This window comes from Janibacter sp. Soil728 (genome assembly GCF_001428305.1).
GTDB lineage: Bacteria > Actinomycetota > Actinomycetes > Actinomycetales > Dermatophilaceae > Janibacter.
On the sequence record NZ_LMRZ01000007.1, the window covers coordinates 1 to 17,439 of the forward strand.

The following is a 17,439-nucleotide window of genomic DNA, read 5'->3' on the forward strand; positions in this document are numbered from 1 at the left end:
CCTCAGCATCGCGCCTCAGCATCGCGAGCCATCCGCGGCTATGCCGATGACCCGAGACACCCCTATTCCGATGTCGCGAGACACCCTATTCCGATGTCCTGAGCCAGCACACTGCCCCCGCTACCAAATGTCGAGAGGCCCGGACCAGTTGGTCCGGGCCTTTCGTCGTGCTTGGGCGCAGCGGGTGCGGGCGATGGGGGCGAGCCGTCAGCTGTCGCCCATGATGAGGCAGCTGGCGACCGCGTGAGCGATGACCCGTCCGGTCGTGTCGGTGATCTCGGCCTGGGCGGTGGCCGTGCGGCGTCCGATGGACACCACGCGCCCTTCGCAGGTGAGCGTGCCGCTGCCCAGGGTGGCCGGGCGGGTGAACTTGATCGTCAGGTCGAGGGATGTGTACGCGGTGCCAGCCGCCAGCTTGGTGTGGACGGCGCAGCCGAGGGCTGAGTCCGCGAGGGTCGCCAGCACGCCACCGTGCACGGTGCCGATCGGGTTGTAGTGCCACTCCTGCGGAGTGAGCTCGAAGACAGCCCGACCGTCGCTGACCTCGACCAGACCCATGCCGAGGGTCGCGTTGATCGGCGGCGGCGGGAACCCCCCTTCGCCCAGCTTCTCGAAGAAGTCGATCCCGTCGAGCTCCCGAGCGGGGGCAGCGAAGACCTGCGGGTCGGCCCACGCATAGGTGCGTTCGCGCACGTCCGTGGTGTCGGGCGTCGGGTCCGGAGGTGCCGCGCTCATGCCGACGCCAGGGTGGGGTAGTCGGTGTAGCCGCGCGGGCCGCCGGCGTACAGCGTGTCCGGGTCGACCTGGTTGAGCGGCGCGTCCAGGCGCAGGCGCTCGACGACATCGGGGTTGGCCAGGGCCCAGCGGCCGAGCGGGGCGATGTCGGCCAGGCCGGCCTCGACGTCGTCGGCGATCTGGTCGCGGTCGCGTCCGTAGCGCACGACGAGCAGAGCGGTGGGCCACAGGTCGCGCAGGGAGCGCAGGAGCTCGTCGTCGCCGGCGTGGTGGACGTGGAGGTAGGCGAGGTTCAGTGGAGCCAGCTCGCCGACCAGGTGACGGTACTGGGCGCGGATGGCGTCGGGGCCCCCTTCGTCCAGCCCGCCGAGGGGGAACCCGGGGGAGATGCGGATCCCGGTGCGCTCGGGGCCGATGGCGTCGGCGACCGCGGTGGCGACCTCGACGACGATGCGCGAACGGTGCTCGACCGAGCCGCCGTACTCGTCGGTGCGCTCGTTGGCGTTCGGTGCGAGGAACTGGTGCAGGAGATAGCCGTTGGCGCCATGGATCTCGACACCGTCAGCGCCGGCCTCGATCGCCGAGCGGGCGGCGTGCACGAACTCGGCGACGATCCCGCCGATCTCGTCGGTGGCCAGTGCGCGCGGGGTGGGCGTGCTCTGCATGCCCGTCGGGGTGAAGAAGTCCTGCTCGGCGGAGATCGCCGACGGTGCGACCGACTGACGGTGGTGCGGGGTGTTGTCCGGGTGCGACAGGCGACCGACGTGCATGAGCTGGATGAAGACGTGGCCCCCGGCCTGGTGGACCGCGTCCGTGACGCCCTTCCATCCGGCGATGTGCTCGGGGGTGTGGATGCCCGGGGTGTTGAGGTAGCCCTGGCCGTCCGCGGAGGGCTGGGTGCCCTCGGTGATGAGCAGCCCGAGCGAGGCGCGCTGGGCGTAGTACTCGGCGGCGAGCGCGGTGGGGGTGCCGTCGGCATCGGCGCGGTTGCGGGTCATCGGCGCCAGCGCGAGACGGTGGGGAAGGGAGAGGGAGCCCAGGGTGAAGGGTTCCCAGAGAGTGGGGCTGAGTGACATGGCGACGTCCTTGCTGGAGTAGGTGGTCGGGGTGCGGGTGAGCGTCGGGTCAGCGACTCAGCTGCGGGTAGAGCGTCTCGATCGGCCGGGAGAGGCCCGCCTTGACGTCGACGCTCAGCTGGTCGGCGAGGATCTCGTACTGGCCCTCCTCGAGGCCGGCGTAGGCACTGCGCACGACGTCGGCAGGGTCGTTCTTCGGTCCGGGAGCACCGGCGGCCATGGGGGTGTCGGCGTAGCCCAGGTGCAGGGACGCGACGTGGATGCCGTCGCCGACGAGGGCCACACGTTGGGTGTTGGTCGCCGACCAGAGCGCCGACTTGGTGGCGCTGTACACGTCGCCGATGCCGTACCAGCTGAGGACCGACAGCACGTTGAGCACGATCCCGCCGTGGGTGCGCAGCGCGGGGAGAAAGGCGTTGGTGACGTCGAGGGCTCCCCAGAAGTTGGTGTCGAAGAGCTCGCGTGCGGCGCTGAGGTCACCCAGCACGCTGGAGCCGTTGGCGCCGCCGGCGTTGTTGACCACGACGGTGACGTCCTGCGCAGTGCGGGCCGCCTCGACGACGGAGTCGTGGTCGGTGATGTCCAGGCGCAGCGGCACGATGCGCGGGTCATCCCACTCGCGGGGGGAGCGGGCGGCGGCGTACACCTTGGCGGCACCGCGCTCCAGCGCCTGTCCGACGAAGTGCGTCCCGAGTCCGCCGTTGGCGCCGGTCACGAGCACGACCGAGTTGGCGAGAGAGGGCATGGGTTCTCCTGTTCGAGGGCACAGACGTCGATCCGTGCGAGTTGGTGTTTCCAACCTACTGGGGTCGGTTGGTATTTCCAACTCGGGTACGATCGTGGGATGAAGACGCAGGTACGTGAGTGCTCCGTGGCCAGGACGCTGGATCTCGTGGGCACCAAGTGGACACTGCTCGTCGTGCGTGAGCTGCTCCTGGGCAGTCGCCGGTTCGAGGAGATCGTGCGGTTCACAGGTGGCCCGCGAGACATCCTCACCGACCGTCTGCGCAAGCTCGAGGCCCACGGGCTGGTGACGCGGGTCCAGTACGAGGAACGGCCGCCGAGGTTCGAGTACCACCTGACCGACGTCGGCCGCTCGCTCGCCCCGATCGTCTCCACGATGCGGGAGTTCGGTGACCGTCACCTGGCTGGCGAAGGGGACCCACCGCTGCGGCTCGACCACTCCTGCGGCTCGGAGTTCCACCCGGTCCTCGCCTGTGCCGCGTGCGGCGAGGTCGTGCGACGAGGCGAGGTCCAGGTGGCTGATCCCGCGCTCGGCTGAGCTCGCGCCTCTCGTCGGACCCGGGGCGTGGGTGGAGGTCGACTCGCGGAGGTTTCGTCCGCGAGTCGACCTCCACCCGGCCCGTGCATGGCGTGCAGGTGGTCGGTCAGAGGGCGATGTTGACGGCCTTGACCTGGGTGTACAGATCAAGCGCCTCGGAGCCGAGCTCGCGGCCCCAGCCCGACTGCCCGTACCCACCGAAGGGCAGGCCGGCGTCGAAGGCGTGGAAGGTGTTGATCCACACCTGGCCGGCCTTCAGGCGCGCGGCCACGCGGTGTGCCCGGCTCAGGTCCTTGGTCCACAGACCAGCTGCCAGGCCGTACACGGTGTCATTGGCGGCAGCGATCACCTCGTCTTCGTCCGTGAACGGCAGGGCGACGGCGACGGGGCCGAAGATTTCTTCGCGCACGATCGACATGTCGGGCGTCGCATCGACGAACACGGTGGGCTCGACGTAGTAGCCGGACTCGCCGACGCGCTCACCACCGACGAGGGCGCGAGCACCGGCCGCCTTGCCCGCCTCCAGGTATCCAGTGACCCGGTCGAGCTGTTCCTGTGAGACCAGCGGCGTGATGGCCGACTCGGGGTCGGAGCCCGGCCCGACCTTGAGCTGCGCGACGGCCTCGGCAAGGGCCCCGGTGAACTCGTCGAAGATGTCGGCGTGGACGTAGACCCGCGTCCCGGCCTCGCAAGCCTGCCCGGAGTTGAACGTGAATCCCATGATGGTGCCGGCAACAGCCGCTGGGATGTCGGCGTCGGCAAAGATGATGTGCGGCGACTTGCCGCCCAGCTCGAGCGACACCTTCTTCAAGTTGCCGCGGGCGGCGTCGACGATCAGCTTGCCCACCTCGGTGGAGCCGGTGAAAGCGATCTTGTCGACATCGGCGTGGCCGGAGAGCGCTGCTCCGGCCTCACCGTCGCCGGTGACGATGTTGACCACTCCCGCGGGTACGCCCGCCTCGACGAGGATCTCGCCGAGCATCAGCGCCGACAGGGGGGTCTGCTCGGCGGGCTTCAGGACGACCGTGTTCCCCGTCGCGAGGGCGGGAGCGATCTTCCACGCGGCCATGAGGATGGGGAAGTTCCACGGGATGATCTGTCCGCAGACACCCACCGGCTCGCGGCGCGTGTAGGCGTGGAACTCCTGGGCCGGGTCGGCGAGCAGCATCGAGGGGTTGTTCGTGGTGCCGGTCAACTTCGTGGGCCATCCGGCGTAGTAGCGGAAGCACTCGGCAGCGAATCGAACGTCGACCGCCGTGGCGACGCCGACGGACTTGCCATTGTCCAAGGACTCGAGCTCGCCCAGATCCTCGGCGTAGGTGTCCATGAGCTCGGCGATGCGCCAGATGAGCTTCTCTCGTGTGTTCGGGCGCATGGTGCTCCAGCCACCGGAGTCGAAGGCCCGTCTGGCGGCAGCGACGGCGAGGTCGATGTCCTCCCCGACCCCTTGGGGAACAGCGGCGAGCACCTCGCCGGTTGCCGGGTCGTGGGTGTCGAAGGTCCGTCCCGATCGAGCGGCGACCCATTCGCCGTCGATGAGCATTCGAACCGGGGAGTTGAGGAATTCCTTGACCCTGGCAGATGTGATGGGCATGAACGGGCTCCTTTGGTGGACAACGCGATACGGCTCACGCTAGGCAGGTGTGGCGGTCATGAGTGTTCAGTCTCTGGACAATCGAGAGGCCACCAGCACTGCGGACCGCATCGTCACCAGCCGTGCCGCGACGGTCTGTCAGAGTCGGTCGTCGGCGATCATGCGGTTGAGGGCGGCAGGTACCTCGAGCACCGACCCGATGGCCGTCACCCGGGCGCCGGCATCACGGGCCAACCGCTGTGCCTCGTCGTCATCGTCGGCCGGCGCCAGGATGATGAGCTCGTCGATGGCCCCGGCCGCCGGGGTGGCATCGATCTCGTCGGTGACCCGACAGTCCGAGAGGAGCAGGACGACGCGGCGCCGCGCCCGGGCGCCAGCCAGCTGGACCTCCGCCTCGCGCAGCGCCCCAGCGAGCCCGGTGGTGCCGTGGCCACGCAGCGACAGGATTCGTTCGATGGTCCGCGTGGTGGCGGGCGCTTCAGCGATCCGCTTGAGCGGCGTCGTGGTGGCGGCGAACGCGAGCACCGAGTGCTCCTCGGGCGCGAGCGTGAGGCATGCCGCGCCGGCGACCGCGGCCGTGGTCAGCCGCGCCCCGTTCATGGATCCGGAATGGTCGATGACCAGGCACAGCGCCAGCTCGGGCCGGGCCCAGTCGGCAGCGGACATCTCATCCAGGGAGGGCATCCGGCCCTCGGCGCGAGCCCCGACGATCGCGTCCATCGACCGGTCGAGGTCCAGGTCGCCGCCGCGATGTGCCGGCACGGTCCGGCGCTTCGAGACACCGCGGTTGCGAGGGATGCCTCGTCGGGTCTGGTCGAGGATCAGCCGTGGTGCGAGCCGCCGTACGGCCGCCCGTAGTCCCTCGTCGGTTGCATGCGACATCTCGACGAGCAGTGTCAGGGTGTCGTCAGGGTCGTCGTTGAGTGCGTCGTCGAGAGCTTCGAGGTCGAGCTCGCCCACCTCGGGGGAGAGCTCGGCGAACTTCGGGTTCTTGGCCAGGTCAGCGCGACCCGTGGTGCGTGGCGCCGACCTCCGCTGGCGAGACTCGGGTGTGCTGGGTGGGGGTGTAGCGCCCGCCCCGGGAGGCGGGCTCAGAGTTCCCCCGGCGACCCCTGTGAGTCGGGGTCGGGATCGTTCTCGGGGTCGACCGGTTCGGCGCCGAAGATGTCGACGTACAGGTCGGTGATCACCTGCTCGGGCGTGCGGTCGCACCCGTCCTGGAGACGAATCCTTCCCGAGAGGGACACTCTGGCTGCCGCGAGCCCCACATGCCAGTCGTCGGTCGGGGTGCCGCGCAACTTGGCCAGCTCGACCGCGAGTCGGGCGACGTCGATGGCGCCTCGCACCGACGACCCGAAGCGGATGTCCGCGTGCTCGCGCGTGCTCCGGACGAGCTCGACGACCTTGGCGCGCCACTGCGGGTCGAGGTCGTCCGTGCGCAGGCCGACGATCGCCTGCTCGGCCTCTGCGCTCTGATAGTCCATCGAGATCCGACAGGTGCGGTCGTACAACGCGCCCGACACCCGAGCTGTCCCGACCGCGTCGAAGGGGTTCATCGCCGCTACCAGGGAGAACCCCTCGGCAGCGGCGACCCGACCCAGGCGAGGCACGGTGATCTCGAGCTCGGACATCGCGGTCAGCAGGACGTTGAGAGTCTCCTCGGGGATCCGGTTGAGCTCCTCGACGTACAGGAGACCGCCGGTGCGCAGCGCCTCCAGCAACGGACCATCCTCGAAGATCTCCGGCACGTAGCCCTTGCTCAGCACGAGGGCCGGGTCGAAGTGACCGATGAGGCGCGCCGGCGTGAGCTCGGCGTTGCCCTCGACCATGACGAAGGGGATGTGCCGACCAGAGGCGACGCGGCGTAGCAGCGTCGACTTGCCGGTCCCGGGCGGCCCCTCCAGCAGTACGTGGGCGCCGCTGAGCAGCGCCGCCTCAAGGAGCTGTGCCTCGGTCGCGCGGTCGACGACCTCCGTCGGGCCGCCTCGGACGGACGACCCGACGGAGGATGTGGGAGTCACGATCTGTTCGCTCCTTCAGTGACTGTGGACGACGACGCCACGGACGTTCTTGCCGGCGAGCAGGTCGTCGTAGCCCTCTTGGACCTGGTCGAGGGTGTAGGTGCGCGTGATGATCTCGTCGAGCTTGAGGTCGCCACTCTGGTACAGCCCGAGGATCCGCGGGATGTCCACGGTCGGGTTGCAGTCACCGAAGAGGCTGCCCTTCAGGGACTTCCTGAAGAGGGTCATGATCGAGCCGGGCAGCTCGATGTTCTGCTCCTCGAGCTTGTTGAGGCCCGTGAGCACCACCACACCGCCCTTGCCGACTGCGTTGAAGCCGCCGGCGACGATCTCGGAGGTCATCAGGCCGGGAGTCAGGATGGCCGAATCGGCCATCTGCCCGCGGGTCAGGTCGGTGATCGCCTCCATCGCCTCGTCGGTGCTGGCAAAGCTGTGGGTGGCACCCAGCTCCATCGCCTTCTCGCGCTTGTTCTCCAAGGGGTCGATCGCGATGATGTTCTTCGCGCCGGCGAGGCGGGCGCCCTGCACGGCGTTGATGCCGATGCCGCCGATGCCGACGACCATCACGGTCTGGCCGGCCTTCACGTTCGCGGTGTTCACCGCTGCACCCCAACCGGTGGGCACACCGCACCCGACGAGCACGGCCTTCTCGAGCGGCAGGTCGTCGTCGACCTTGACGCAAGAGTTCTGGTGGATGACTCCGTACTGGCTGAACGTCCCGAGCATGCACATCGCGCCGTAGTCGCCGCGAGGGCCGGTGATCGGGAATCGGGGTCCGGGCAGGTAGCCCTCGAGGATCGTGGCTCCCATGTCGCAGATGGACTGCTGACCGTTGGCGCAGTATCGGCAGGATCCGCAGTTGGGGATGAAGGAGCAGACGACGTGGTCGCCCACCTTGACCCGTGACACGCCGGGTCCGACCTCCTGGATGATGCCCGCGCCCTCGTGCCCGAGCACCATCGGCAGGCGTGCCTCGAGGTCGCCGTGCGCGATGTGTACGTCGGAGTGGCACAGGCCGGCGTGGGTGTACTGGATCAAGACCTCTCCTTCGCGAGGCTTGTCCAGGGTGAGTTCCTCGATCTCGATGCGCTTGCCGGTTTCGACGACGACTGCTGCCTGGGTCTTCATGAGGTCTCCTCGAGTTGGGTCTGCTCACCGTGGCACGCGTCACTCGACGCATCTGTTCAAGAACTGGACATACATCTCTCCCGCGCAGGTGCATGATGGGCAGTGGCAGGGCACACACCTGACCTGGAGGAACTCCATGACCCAGCGGACAACGACGTCCGACGAGATCTCCGACGTACGCCCAGACATCGCCGCGTCCTGGCGCCGCGCGAGCCTGGCCGGCGTCGAGCACAGCGGGGCCTTCGAACGACTGGTCCCGGGGGACTTCGACCGCAACGGTTCGCTCTTGGTCGGTGCGGGGCCGGTGCTCGACCAGCTGGAGGCGAGCCTGGTCGGCACGGGGTTCTCGACGATCCTGGGCGACCGTGAGTGCCGCATCGTCAGGCGCTGGGATGATGACCCGCGGACACGCGAGGGACTCGACGTGCTCAACATCCGTGAGGGTGCCAGCATGCTCGAGGAGACCATCGGCACGAACGCCATCGGCACGGTCTTCGAGACGCGGCACCCAGTCGTGATCCACGGGTCGGAGCACTTCGTGGAGTCCCTGCGGCACTTCAGCTGCTACGGACACCCGATCCGGCACCCGCTTACGCGCCGGATCGAGGGGGTCCTCGACATCTCGGCGCTGGTGGAGTCTGCGAGCCCGCTGCTCCCACCGCTGATCGCCCGGGCCGTCCATGACATCGAACAGCGTCTCCTCGACGGTAGCCGGATCTCTGAGAAGAGCCTGCTGGCCGCCTTCCAGGAGGCGTCGGGGCGTTCCAAGCACGCCGTCCTGGCCATCGGTGAGGACATCGTGATGAGCAACCAAGCCGCCTCGAGCTTGCTCAGCTCCTCCGACATCGCGCTGCTTCGCGTGCTCGGGGACGATCCTCCGGACAGCGCCGACAGCACCTTGCGGTTCACCCTCGAGACCGGAAGGCCTGCGGACGTCATGGTGACGCGGGTCCCGGGGGCACGACGTGGGGTCCTGCTTCGGGTGGTCGAGCGGGCCTGCGGGCCGCACCTCACTCCGCCGGCGATGAGTCCGGTCAAGGTGCCGGACAGGGCGCCCGCTCCAACCCTGGTCTGCGGGCCACCCGGCACCGGGCGGTCGACCCGAGCGAGGGAGCTCGGCGTCCTGCCCACCAAGGTCTTCCACGCCGCGACGGCACTGCTGGAGGGGCCGGCAGTGTGGGCGCAGGAGTTCGAGAGCGCGATGCGCCGTACGAGTGGTTGCGTCGTGGTGGAGTCCATCGACCTGTTGTCGGACGAGCTGCTCGATCTGGTGATCGACCGGGTCGGCCGGCGCTCGCGGCCCCAGCTGATCTTCACCTCGGGTCCGGTCGAGGCACTCACCGGTAGGGCGGCCAACCTGGCCGGGACCGCGATCGTTCGCGATGAGCTGATGACTCTGGCATCACGGCGCTCCGAGATCCCCGGCCTGGCCGCGTCGATGCTCGCCGAGGTCGCCGCGAGCGATGATGTGCACCTCACGCCCGGTGTCATTCACGCGCTCACGGCACAGGACTGGCCGGGCAACCTGAGTGAGCTCAAGGCCGTCATCACCTTCGCGGCCGGCCGGCGCACCCATGGCGGGATCGCGCTGACGGATCTGCCCGACCATTACCGCGTGGCCAGCTCTGCTCGCTCGCTCACCACTCGTGAGCGGGCCGAACGCGATGCCGTCGTGGCCGCGCTCCGGGCCTTCGACGGCAACAAGGTGCAGGCGGCACGGGAGCTGGGCATGTCGCGTACGACGCTCTACACGCGCATCCGCCAGCTCCGCATCACCAGCTACTGACCGGTGCCCGCAGCCCTTCGCTCGGGGATCACGGCGCGCTGGTCGTCCAGGTGGTGGTGGAGCGCGGCGAAGGCCTCGTCCAGCAGGCCGGGCAGCGACGTCTGCTCGTCCTCGAGCCACTGCTGGTAGGCCGACAGGGCGAGCGCCAGCGCGACCCGTCCGATGGTGCGGGGATGGAGGTCGTCGGGGGACATGCCGTGTCGCTGTGCGACGTACGACGCGATGACCGCGCGCCAGGCGCCGTGGCGCAGGGTGGCGTGTGCCTGCAAGGCGGGGGTGTTCATCAGCAGACGCATGCGTCGTCGGTGCTGCTCCACGGCGGCGGGGTCGACGTGGTTGAACGCCTTGACCGATTCCTGGACGGCCTCGGCCGTGCTGACGTCGGTGGGCATCTCGCGCAGGTGCTGGGCGAGGTGGCGCAGGCTCTCGTCGAACTGGCCCCACGGGATGTCGTTCTTGGACGGGTAGTAGCGAAAGAGCGTGCGCCGCGCGATGCCCGCCGCGTCTGCGATCTGCTCGACGGTGGTGTTGTCGAACCCCTGCTCGTCGAAGAGGCGGAAGGCGATCTCCTCGATCAGGGCATGGGTCGTCACCGGGGGACGACCGGGGCCTTTCTTGCGCACCGGACGAACCTATCTCAGAAGTTTTCGCTTACCCCTTCCATTATTGCCCTCGGTGCCAATACGGTGTGGTCCACGTCATACCCACCAAGGAGGAACGATGGACAGCACGGAGACCATGGAGACCACGGACAGCACCACTGTCGAGTCCGAAGAGCTCACCGCGGAGATGCTGGTCGAGGAAGTCTCGATCGACGGCATGTGCGGCGTGTACTGAGCCGATGTCGACCGCTGCGACTGCCACCGTCCTCGAGGCTGACCACGCTCCACGGGTCGAGGTCCGTCTCGAGGACGGGTGGCGACTCAACCCGAAGGTCGCGCTGAGACCCGAGCCCTTCGGCGCGCTGGCCTACCACTTCGGAAACCGGCGCCTGTCCTTCCTGCGCCGGCCCGAGCTGGTCACCGTCGTCCGGGCACTGGCCGGCGCCCCTGACGTGCGCACCGCGCTGGCTGATGCCGGCGTCCCCGAGGCCCAGTGGGCGGCATTTGTCGGCGCACTGTCCACGCTCGCCGAGTCCGACATGATCCACTCCCGCAAGGAGGGCCAGCAATGACCATCACCGCACCAGCCCACGATGCACGTCCGAAGGGCGGCAGCCTGGTCGACCAGTTCGAGCTCGGCCTCGATGCCCCCATCTGCCTGACCTGGGAGCTGACCTATGCGTGCAACCTCGAGTGCGCGCACTGTCTGTCGAGCAGCGGCCGCCGCGACCCACGCGAGCTGAGCACGCAGCAGTGCGAGGCGGTGATCGACGAGCTGCAGCGCATGCAGGTCTTCTACGTGAACATCGGCGGCGGCGAGCCGACGATCCGACCCGACTTCTGGCACCTGCTGCAGTACGCCGTCGACCACGAGGTGGGGGTGAAGTTCTCCACCAACGGTGTCCGCCTGACCCCCGAGCGCGCCGGCTTCCTCGCCTCGCCCGCCTGCAACGGCTACGTCGACGTGCAGATCTCGCTGGATGGTGCGACCGCCGAGGTCAACGACTACGTCCGCGGCCCCGGTTCCTACGACACCGCGCTCGCCGCCTTGAAGAATCTGCAGGACGCCGGCTTCAAGGACGCCAAGATCTCGGTCGTCTGCACCCGGCAGAACATCGGTCAGCTCGACGAGTTCAAGGCGCTCGCCGACCACTACGGCGCCACCCTGCGCCTGACCCGGCTGCGCCCATCTGGTCGTGGCGCGGACGTGTGGGACGAGCTGCACCCGTTGCCCGAGCAGCAGCGCGAGCTCTACGACTGGCTGATGGCCCATGGCGAGGACGTGCTCACCGGCGACTCGTTCTTCCACCTCGCAGCCTTCGGCGAGGCACTGCCGGGCCTGAACCTGTGCGGCGCCGGGCGGGTGGTGTGCCTGATCGACCCGATCGGCGACGTCTATGCGTGCCCCTTCGCGATCCACGACAACTTCCTCGCCGGCAACCTGCTCGCCGACGGTGGCTTCCGGGAGGTGTGGCAGACCTCGCAGCTCTTCCAAGAACTCCGTGCACCGCAGACCTCGGGGGCGTGCACGAAGTGTGAGTTCTTCGACTCGTGCCGTGGCGGGTGCATGGCGGCGAAGTTCTTCACCGGCCTGCCGATGGACGGCCCGGACCCCGAGTGCGTGCAGGGGTACGGCGAGTCCGCGCTGGCTGCCGACCGCAGCATCCCTGCGGCCAGCCAGGACCACTCCCGCACGGCGCCGGGACGCAATCAACCAGTGATGCTCACCCTGACCCGTCGTCCCGACGACTTCACGCCGCCGACGTCCGCGCCGGTCTCTGCCTGTGCGGAGAACCCGCTGGCCGGCTTCACCCCCTGATCCCGAGAGGTCTCCACCCATGTCGAAGAACCCCTGGGCCCAGAATCCTTGGTTCGAGTCCGTAGCCGTCGCCCAGCAGCGGGCGAAGAAGCGGCTCCCGAAGTCGGTCTACGGCGCACTCGTCGCCGGCTCCGAGCGTGGTCAGAGCCTGACCGACAACGAGGCTGCCTTCACCGAGCTCGGCCTGGCCCCTCACGTCGCCGGCCACCTTCCCGACCGTGCCATGGCCACCAGTGTGCTGGGTGTCGACATCTCGTTGCCGGTGATCATGTCGCCGACCGGTGTGCAGGCGGTGCATCCCGACGGTGAGGTCGCCGTCGCTCGGGCGGCAGCCGCGCGCGGAACGGCGATCGGCCTGAGCAACTTCGCCAGTCGCTCGGTCGAGGACGTCGTCGAGGCCAACCCCAACACCTTCTTCCAGATGTACTGGACAGGCGACCGTGACGTCATGGTCCAGCGCATGGCGCGGGCCCGGGCCGCCGGTGCCAAGGGGCTGATCGCCACCCTGGACTGGTCCTTCTCGATGGGCCGTGACTGGGGGAGCCCCGAGATCCCCGAGAAGATCGACTTCGCATCGGCCCTCAAGCTGGCCCCCGAAGTGGTCCGACGTCCCCGATGGGCGTGGGAGTTCGCCAAGGAACGCAACATCCCGGACCTGACGGCACCCAACCTGGCCGCCCCGGGCGAGGACAAGGGGCCGACCTTCTTCGCCGCCTACTACGAGTGGATGACCACGACCCCGCCCACCTGGGAGGACGTGGAGTGGATGGCGAAGGAATGGGGCGGCCCCTTCATGCTCAAGGGCGTGTGCCGCATCGACGACGCCAAGCGCGCCCGGGACCTCGGTGTGTCGGCCATCTCGGTGTCCAACCACGGTGGCAACAACCTCGACGGCACCCCGGCCCCGATCCGGGTCCTGCCCGGCATCGCTGATGCGGTGGGTGACGACATCGAGGTGCTGATGGACGGCGGCATCCGACGCGGTAGCGACGTGGTCAAGGCACTGGCGCTGGGTGCGCGCGCGGTGATGATCGGTCGCGCCTACCTGTGGGGCCTCGGCGCCAACGGCCAGGCCGGGGTCGAGAACGTCCTCGACATCCTGCGCAGTGGCATCGACTCTGCGCTGCTCGGCATGGGCCACTCCTCGATCGACGAGCTCAGCCCGGCAGACCTCGTCATTCCCGAGGGCTTCGCCCGCAGGCTGGGCGAGTAGGGAACCCTTCGTGGGCATGCTGACGCGGACGACCTGGACGGCGCTGGAGCCCGGCTGCCGGGTCCTGGTACCGATCGGCTCGACCGAGCAGCACGGACCGCATCTGGGCCTGGGCACGGACACGGCGATCGCGGTCGCCGTGGCCTCACGACTCGCCGAGTCCCTGCCCGGTCCGACACATGTCGCGCCACCGGTCGCCTTCGGAGCCTCCGGTGAGCACCAGGGGTTCCCCGGGCTGATGTCTGTCGGCAACGACGTCCTGGAGCTCGTCCTCGTCGAGCTGGTCAGGTCGATGAGCTCCTGGGCCGGGGAGATCACCTTCGTCAACACCCACGGGGGCAACCTCGCCGCCCTGCGCGGGGCCGTGACGCAGCTGCGTACCGAGGGGCACCGTGCCCAGTGGCTGCCGTGCGCAACCGAGGAGCTGGACCTGCATGCGGGTCATGCCGAGACCTCGATCATGCTGCACCTCGACCCGCAGACGGTCGACATGAGCGCGGCCGAGGTCGGTGACACCCGTTCCCTGGCGGAGGTGCTCCCCACCCTGATGACGAAGGGGGTGATCGCGGTGAGCGCGAACGGTGTCCTCGGTGACCCGACGACCGCCACAGCAGAGGAAGGCCTACGGCTGCTCGACCTGATCGTCGAGGACGCGCTCGAGCGGCTGACGTCCGCCGTCGTCGATGACCGTGGTTGCCTGGTGCGCGAGTCGGGTCGCGCAGCACGTGTCGTGAAGAGCCGGCCATGACGACCGCGGACCGGGTGGTGCTCGTCACCGGAGCAGCCCGGGGGATCGGCGCGGCGACCGTGTCCGACCTGCTCGGTACCGGTCACCGGGTCATCGCGGTCGACTCGTGCCGAGGCGCCGACATGAGGCTCACCTATCCGCTGGCGACTCGCGAGGACCTGGCGGCGGTCGCCGCCCTGGACTCCGACCGGGTCGAAGCCGTCGAGGCCGATGTCTCGGACCTCACCGCGATGAGGGCAGCCGTCGCCACGGGGGTTGCCCGGTTCGGGCGCCTCGATGCGGTGGTGGCCGCGGCCGGGGTGATCGCTGGTGGAGCGCCCCTGTGGGAGACGCCGGCCGAGGACCTGCAGACCCAGTGGGATGTCAACGCCCTCGGGGTCTGGAACACCGCAGCCGCCACCGTGCCCGTCATGCTCGACCAGCAGGACCCGTCCGGATGTCGGTTCGTCGCCGTCGTGTCCGCAGCCGGGAGCCGTGGGTTGTTCCACCTCAGCGCCTACAACGCCTCCAAGCACGCGGCACTGGGCATCGTCCGCGGACTCGCCGCCGACCTCGTCGGCACGGGGGTCACAGCGGTCGCGGTCTCGCCAGGCTCCACCGACACCGAGATGCTGGCCGCGACCGCCGGCATCTACGGGCTCGATGACACCTCCGAGCTCGCCGACTCCCAGCTGATCAAGCGTGCCATCAGTCCGGCCGAGATGGCCGCGACGATCGCGTTCTGCTGCTCGCCGGCCGGGGGCGTGCTCAACGGCTCGGTGGTCGCTGCTGACGGTGGATTCACCGGGTGAGTGCAGTGTCGCCGCCGACCGGGCTCCCGCACGGTGCTCGCCTGCGCCTCAACGAGCACGTGCGGCGGTACGACGACGGACGGGTGCTGGTCGGCGGGAGTCCCGGACGGTTGATGCGACTGTCGGCAAGGGCTCTGGCGATGCTTGACGGCGACGCGCTGGACGTTGGCGCCGGGACCGCTGTGCTCGCTGAGCGACTCCTTGACGCCGGCCTGATGGACCCGGCGCCCTCGTCGCTGCCCCAGTCCGGGCTCGACCAGATGTCCGTGGTGATCCCGGTGCGGGACCGTAGTCGGCAGCTCGATCGCCTGCTCGCTGGCCTGCCCGTCGGCGTGCACGTCCTGGTGGTGGACGACGCCTCGGAGCGGCCGGATCTGGTGATCGCGACGGCGGAGCGGCACGGCGCCGAGGTCTTGACGCTCCCCACCAACGGCGGGCCGGCGGGAGCGCGGAACCGAGGGTTCGAGGCGACCGGGACCCCCTTCGTCGCCTTCGTCGACTCCGACGTCGTACCCGGTCCCGGGGCCTTCGAGGTGTTGCTGCGGCATTTCGCCGACCCACGGCTTGCGATGGTCGCGCCGCGCATCCTCGGACTCGAGCCCGGTTCGGCGAGGCCGCACGGAAGCGGCGCGCTGACCCGGTACGAGGCCGCGATGTCGTCACTGGACCGGGGGCCCGACCCGGCGTTGGTCAGGCCGATGAGTCGGGTGGCGTGGCTGCCCAGCGCCTGCGTCGTCGTGCGCCGTGATGTCTTCGAGTCCTGCGCCGGGTTCTCCGAGGAGATGCGCGTCGGCGAGGACGTCGACCTGGTCTGGCGGCTCACCTCGGCGGGGCACCGGGTCCGCTACGAGCCGGCAGCCTCGGTGCGCCACGAGCACCGCGCCACTCCCGCGTCCTGGCTGACCCGCAAGGCGGTCTACGGCACGAGTGCTGCGCCGCTCGCATCTCGGCACGGGACCGCGGTGGCCCCCGCGGTCTTCGCACCCTGGACCGCAGTCCTTGCTGCAGCTGTCCTCGCCCAGCGTCGGTGGAGCCTGCCCGTGGTGGGACTGGCCTGGGCCACCGTCACCGTGCGCCTCGCGATGCGTTTCCGCTCCCTGGGCGATGACGCGCCCCTCGGCTGGTCGACCGCGGTGCGGATGGCTGCTCGCCTGACGTGCGACGGAGCGCGCAGCTCGCTCGAGCAGTCAGGTGCGCTGGCGTTGCGGCACTGGTGGCCCGCAGTGCTGCCCCTGACCCTGGTGTCGTCACGAGCTCGTCGCATCGTCGCGGCTGCCGCCGTCGTCGACGCGATCACGGAGTGGAGACGCGTGCGTCCTGGCCTCGATCCCTTGAGTTTCCTCGTGGCCCGGCGGCTCGACGACCTGGCCTACGGGGCCGGTGTGTGGACCGGTGCGGTGCGGTCCGGGTCTGCGCGTGCCCTGCTGCCGCGGTTCGGCGGATCGGGCGGTGTGAGACGACGCGCCGACGGCAGCCCAGCAGGCCAGGGCCGGCGGTGGTTCAGCCAGCGAGCGCCTTCAACCAGCCCACCAGCACGACCAGGCTCGCCTGCGTGATGCCGTGGCCGCCCGCGTCGCGGTGGGCGGTCACCAGGGCACCGGACTCGTCGTGCAGATAGGTCCAGGTGCCGTCGAGCAGCTCGCGCGGGATGACGTAGTCGCTGTCGCCCTGGGCGACGAGGACGGGCAGGCCGGCCAGGCGCTGCTCCGTGACGGGCACGCCGGCGTCGAAGGGGAGGGTGGCGTAGAGGATCGCCGCACCTGCGTAGCGCTGCGGGTCGTCGAGGACGAGCCCGCCGGCGAAGGCGCCGCCACCGCTGAAGCCGATGAGCACGACCGGCCGCCCGGTCGGGGCCACCTCGTCGAGCCAGGTGCGGAACCACGCCATGGTGTCCGTGAGCGACTCGGCGACGGGGCGACCGATGCCGCGGTTGGCGAACCAGGCGAAGCCACCCCCTTCGGCGATCGGGGCACGGACGGCGGCGTACGAGGGCCCGGCGGGCAGGTGGGCCGCGAGGGAGAGGATCTGTCGCTCGTCGGACCCGCGGCCGTGCAGCAGCACGACGAGTGGCTTGGCCGGGTCGTCCTCGCCGAGGAAGGCGGCGACGGCCGGGGCGAACTGCGCGCTCACGCGGTCACCTCGCGCGGGACGAGCTCGCCGGCGGTGGCCACACCGGACCAGCGCTCGATCTCGGCGGGCAGGTCCAGGGCCTCGACGGGGGCCGCGTTGTCGTAGGCGCCCCACTCGCTCTGCGGCAGCATCCACATGACCTCGAACTCGTTGCCGTCCGGGTCAGCGGCGTACACGCTCTTGGTGGCGCCGTGGCTGGACTCGCCGACGTAGGCGCCGAGCCCGGCGAGGGTCCGTCGTGCCTCGTCGAGGTCCTCGATCGTGTCGACCTGCCAGGCGAGGTGGTACAGCCCGATCGAGCCGCGCTCGCGGGCCGGCTGGGCGCCGACGCCGAAGAGCCCGAGGTCGTGGTGGTTGGTCGAGCGCGGCATCCGCAGGAAGGCGGCGCGCATCCGCGGCTCGTAGGCGATGGTCTCGGCGCCGAAGGCGTTGCGGTAGAAGGCGATGGAGCGCTCGACGTCGGCGACGAAGAGCACCGCGTGGTTGAGGCGGACGGCTGGGATGGGCATGGGCA

The 17,439-nt window shown here is 69.6% G+C and carries 19 protein-coding genes; 9 read left to right on the plus strand and 10 right to left on the minus strand.

The window, feature by feature from the left end; genetic code table 11:
- Positions 1-207 precede the first annotated feature (207 nt).
- Genes ASG73_RS16015 through ASG73_RS16025 form a run of 3 tightly spaced genes read right to left on the minus strand, consistent with a single transcriptional unit; the run spans position 208 to position 2,556 of the window.
- Positions 208-735 carry a PaaI family thioesterase gene (locus tag ASG73_RS16015; protein ID WP_055997696.1) on the minus strand — a complete coding sequence of 176 codons (528 nt, stop codon included), beginning with the start codon at positions 733-735 and terminating at the stop codon, positions 208-210.
- The gene (locus tag ASG73_RS16020; protein ID WP_055997699.1) at positions 732-1,811 is read right to left on the minus strand and encodes an alkene reductase; all 1,080 of its coding nucleotides are present in this window, start codon (positions 1,809-1,811) and stop codon (positions 732-734) included. The genes ASG73_RS16015 and ASG73_RS16020 overlap by 4 nt, the downstream gene beginning before the upstream one ends.
- 49 nt (positions 1,812-1,860) lie before the next feature.
- Positions 1,861-2,556: an SDR family oxidoreductase gene (locus tag ASG73_RS16025; RefSeq protein WP_055997702.1), complete on the minus strand. Its 696-nt coding sequence runs from the start codon at positions 2,554-2,556 to the stop codon at positions 1,861-1,863.
- A gap of 99 nt (positions 2,557-2,655) precedes the next feature.
- Here ASG73_RS16025 and ASG73_RS16030 point away from each other — a divergent pair, with 99 nt between their 5' ends.
- Positions 2,656-3,093: a winged helix-turn-helix transcriptional regulator gene (locus tag ASG73_RS16030; protein WP_055997705.1), complete on the plus strand. Its 438-nt coding sequence runs from the start codon at positions 2,656-2,658 to the stop codon at positions 3,091-3,093.
- 106 nt (positions 3,094-3,199) lie between these two features.
- On the opposite strand, the gene ASG73_RS16035 is transcribed toward ASG73_RS16030, so the two are convergent.
- The 4 genes from ASG73_RS16035 to ASG73_RS16050 all read right to left on the minus strand — a co-directional run bounded on the left by ASG73_RS16035 (position 3,200) and on the right by ASG73_RS16050 (position 7,836).
- Complete coding sequence (locus tag ASG73_RS16035; RefSeq protein ID WP_055997708.1) at positions 3,200-4,687, minus strand: aldehyde dehydrogenase family protein; 1,488 nt, start codon at positions 4,685-4,687, stop codon at positions 3,200-3,202.
- Between the two features lie 138 nt (positions 4,688-4,825).
- On the minus strand, positions 4,826-5,647 hold the full coding sequence (locus ASG73_RS16040) for a VWA domain-containing protein (protein WP_082567331.1): 822 nt from the start codon (positions 5,645-5,647) through the stop codon (positions 4,826-4,828).
- Positions 5,648-5,778: 131 nt separating this feature from the next.
- Positions 5,779-6,708, minus strand: coding sequence for an AAA family ATPase (locus ASG73_RS16045; RefSeq protein ID WP_055997711.1), 930 nt, complete (start codon positions 6,706-6,708; stop codon positions 5,779-5,781).
- A 15-nt stretch (positions 6,709-6,723) separates the two neighbouring features.
- Positions 6,724-7,836, minus strand: a complete 1,113-nt coding sequence (locus ASG73_RS16050) for an NDMA-dependent alcohol dehydrogenase (RefSeq protein ID WP_055997714.1) — start codon at positions 7,834-7,836, stop codon at positions 6,724-6,726.
- A 136-nt stretch (positions 7,837-7,972) separates the two neighbouring features.
- On the opposite strand from ASG73_RS16050, the gene ASG73_RS16055 reads away from it, so the two are divergent.
- Positions 7,973-9,622 carry a sigma-54-dependent Fis family transcriptional regulator gene (locus ASG73_RS16055; RefSeq protein WP_055997717.1) on the plus strand — a complete coding sequence of 550 codons (1,650 nt, stop codon included), beginning with the start codon at positions 7,973-7,975 and terminating at the stop codon, positions 9,620-9,622.
- On the opposite strand, the gene mftR is transcribed toward ASG73_RS16055, so the two are convergent.
- Positions 9,616-10,245, minus strand: coding sequence for a mycofactocin system transcriptional regulator (gene mftR, locus ASG73_RS16060; RefSeq protein WP_055997720.1), 630 nt, complete (start codon positions 10,243-10,245; stop codon positions 9,616-9,618). The genes ASG73_RS16055 and mftR overlap by 7 nt on opposite strands.
- 97 nt (positions 10,246-10,342) lie before the next feature.
- On the opposite strand from mftR, the gene mftA reads away from it, so the two are divergent.
- From mftA to mftF, 7 genes are read left to right on the plus strand one after another with little or no spacing between them, the layout of a single operon-like run.
- Entirely contained in the window at positions 10,343-10,459 is a 117-nt protein-coding gene (mftA, locus tag ASG73_RS16065; protein ID WP_055997723.1) for a mycofactocin precursor MftA, read from the plus strand.
- Positions 10,460-10,463: 4 nt separating this feature from the next.
- Positions 10,464-10,796: a mycofactocin biosynthesis chaperone MftB gene (gene mftB, locus ASG73_RS16070; RefSeq protein WP_082567333.1), complete on the plus strand. Its 333-nt coding sequence runs from the start codon at positions 10,464-10,466 to the stop codon at positions 10,794-10,796.
- Complete coding sequence (gene mftC, locus ASG73_RS16075) at positions 10,793-12,043, plus strand: mycofactocin radical SAM maturase (protein WP_055997726.1); 1,251 nt, start codon at positions 10,793-10,795, stop codon at positions 12,041-12,043. Before mftB ends, mftC begins: the two co-directional genes overlap by 4 nt.
- A 19-nt stretch (positions 12,044-12,062) precedes the next feature.
- Positions 12,063-13,256 (plus strand): pre-mycofactocin synthase MftD, encoded by a 1,194-nt coding sequence (gene mftD / locus ASG73_RS16080; RefSeq protein ID WP_055997728.1) that lies wholly within the window; start codon positions 12,063-12,065, stop codon positions 13,254-13,256.
- Between the two features lie 16 nt (positions 13,257-13,272).
- Entirely contained in the window at positions 13,273-14,004 is a 732-nt protein-coding gene (gene mftE, locus ASG73_RS16085) for a mycofactocin biosynthesis peptidyl-dipeptidase MftE (protein WP_055998048.1), read from the plus strand.
- Positions 14,001-14,795 (plus strand): mycofactocin-coupled SDR family oxidoreductase, encoded by a 795-nt coding sequence (locus ASG73_RS16090; RefSeq protein ID WP_055997731.1) that lies wholly within the window; start codon positions 14,001-14,003, stop codon positions 14,793-14,795. The genes mftE and ASG73_RS16090 overlap by 4 nt, the downstream gene beginning before the upstream one ends.
- Positions 14,792-16,351, plus strand: a complete 1,560-nt coding sequence (mftF, locus tag ASG73_RS16095; RefSeq protein WP_200946913.1) for a mycofactocin biosynthesis glycosyltransferase MftF — start codon at positions 14,792-14,794, stop codon at positions 16,349-16,351. The genes ASG73_RS16090 and mftF overlap by 4 nt, the downstream gene beginning before the upstream one ends.
- On the opposite strand, the gene ASG73_RS16100 is transcribed toward mftF, so the two are convergent.
- Both ASG73_RS16100 and ASG73_RS16105 read right to left on the minus strand, forming a co-directional pair.
- Positions 16,296-16,925, minus strand: a complete 630-nt coding sequence (locus tag ASG73_RS16100) for an alpha/beta hydrolase (RefSeq protein WP_055997736.1) — start codon at positions 16,923-16,925, stop codon at positions 16,296-16,298. The two genes, mftF and ASG73_RS16100, sit on opposite strands and share 56 nt — an antisense overlap.
- Entirely contained in the window at positions 16,922-17,434 is a 513-nt protein-coding gene (locus ASG73_RS16105) for a VOC family protein (RefSeq protein ID WP_055997737.1), read from the minus strand. Before ASG73_RS16105 ends, ASG73_RS16100 begins: the two co-directional genes overlap by 4 nt.
- Positions 17,435-17,439 lie beyond the last annotated feature (5 nt).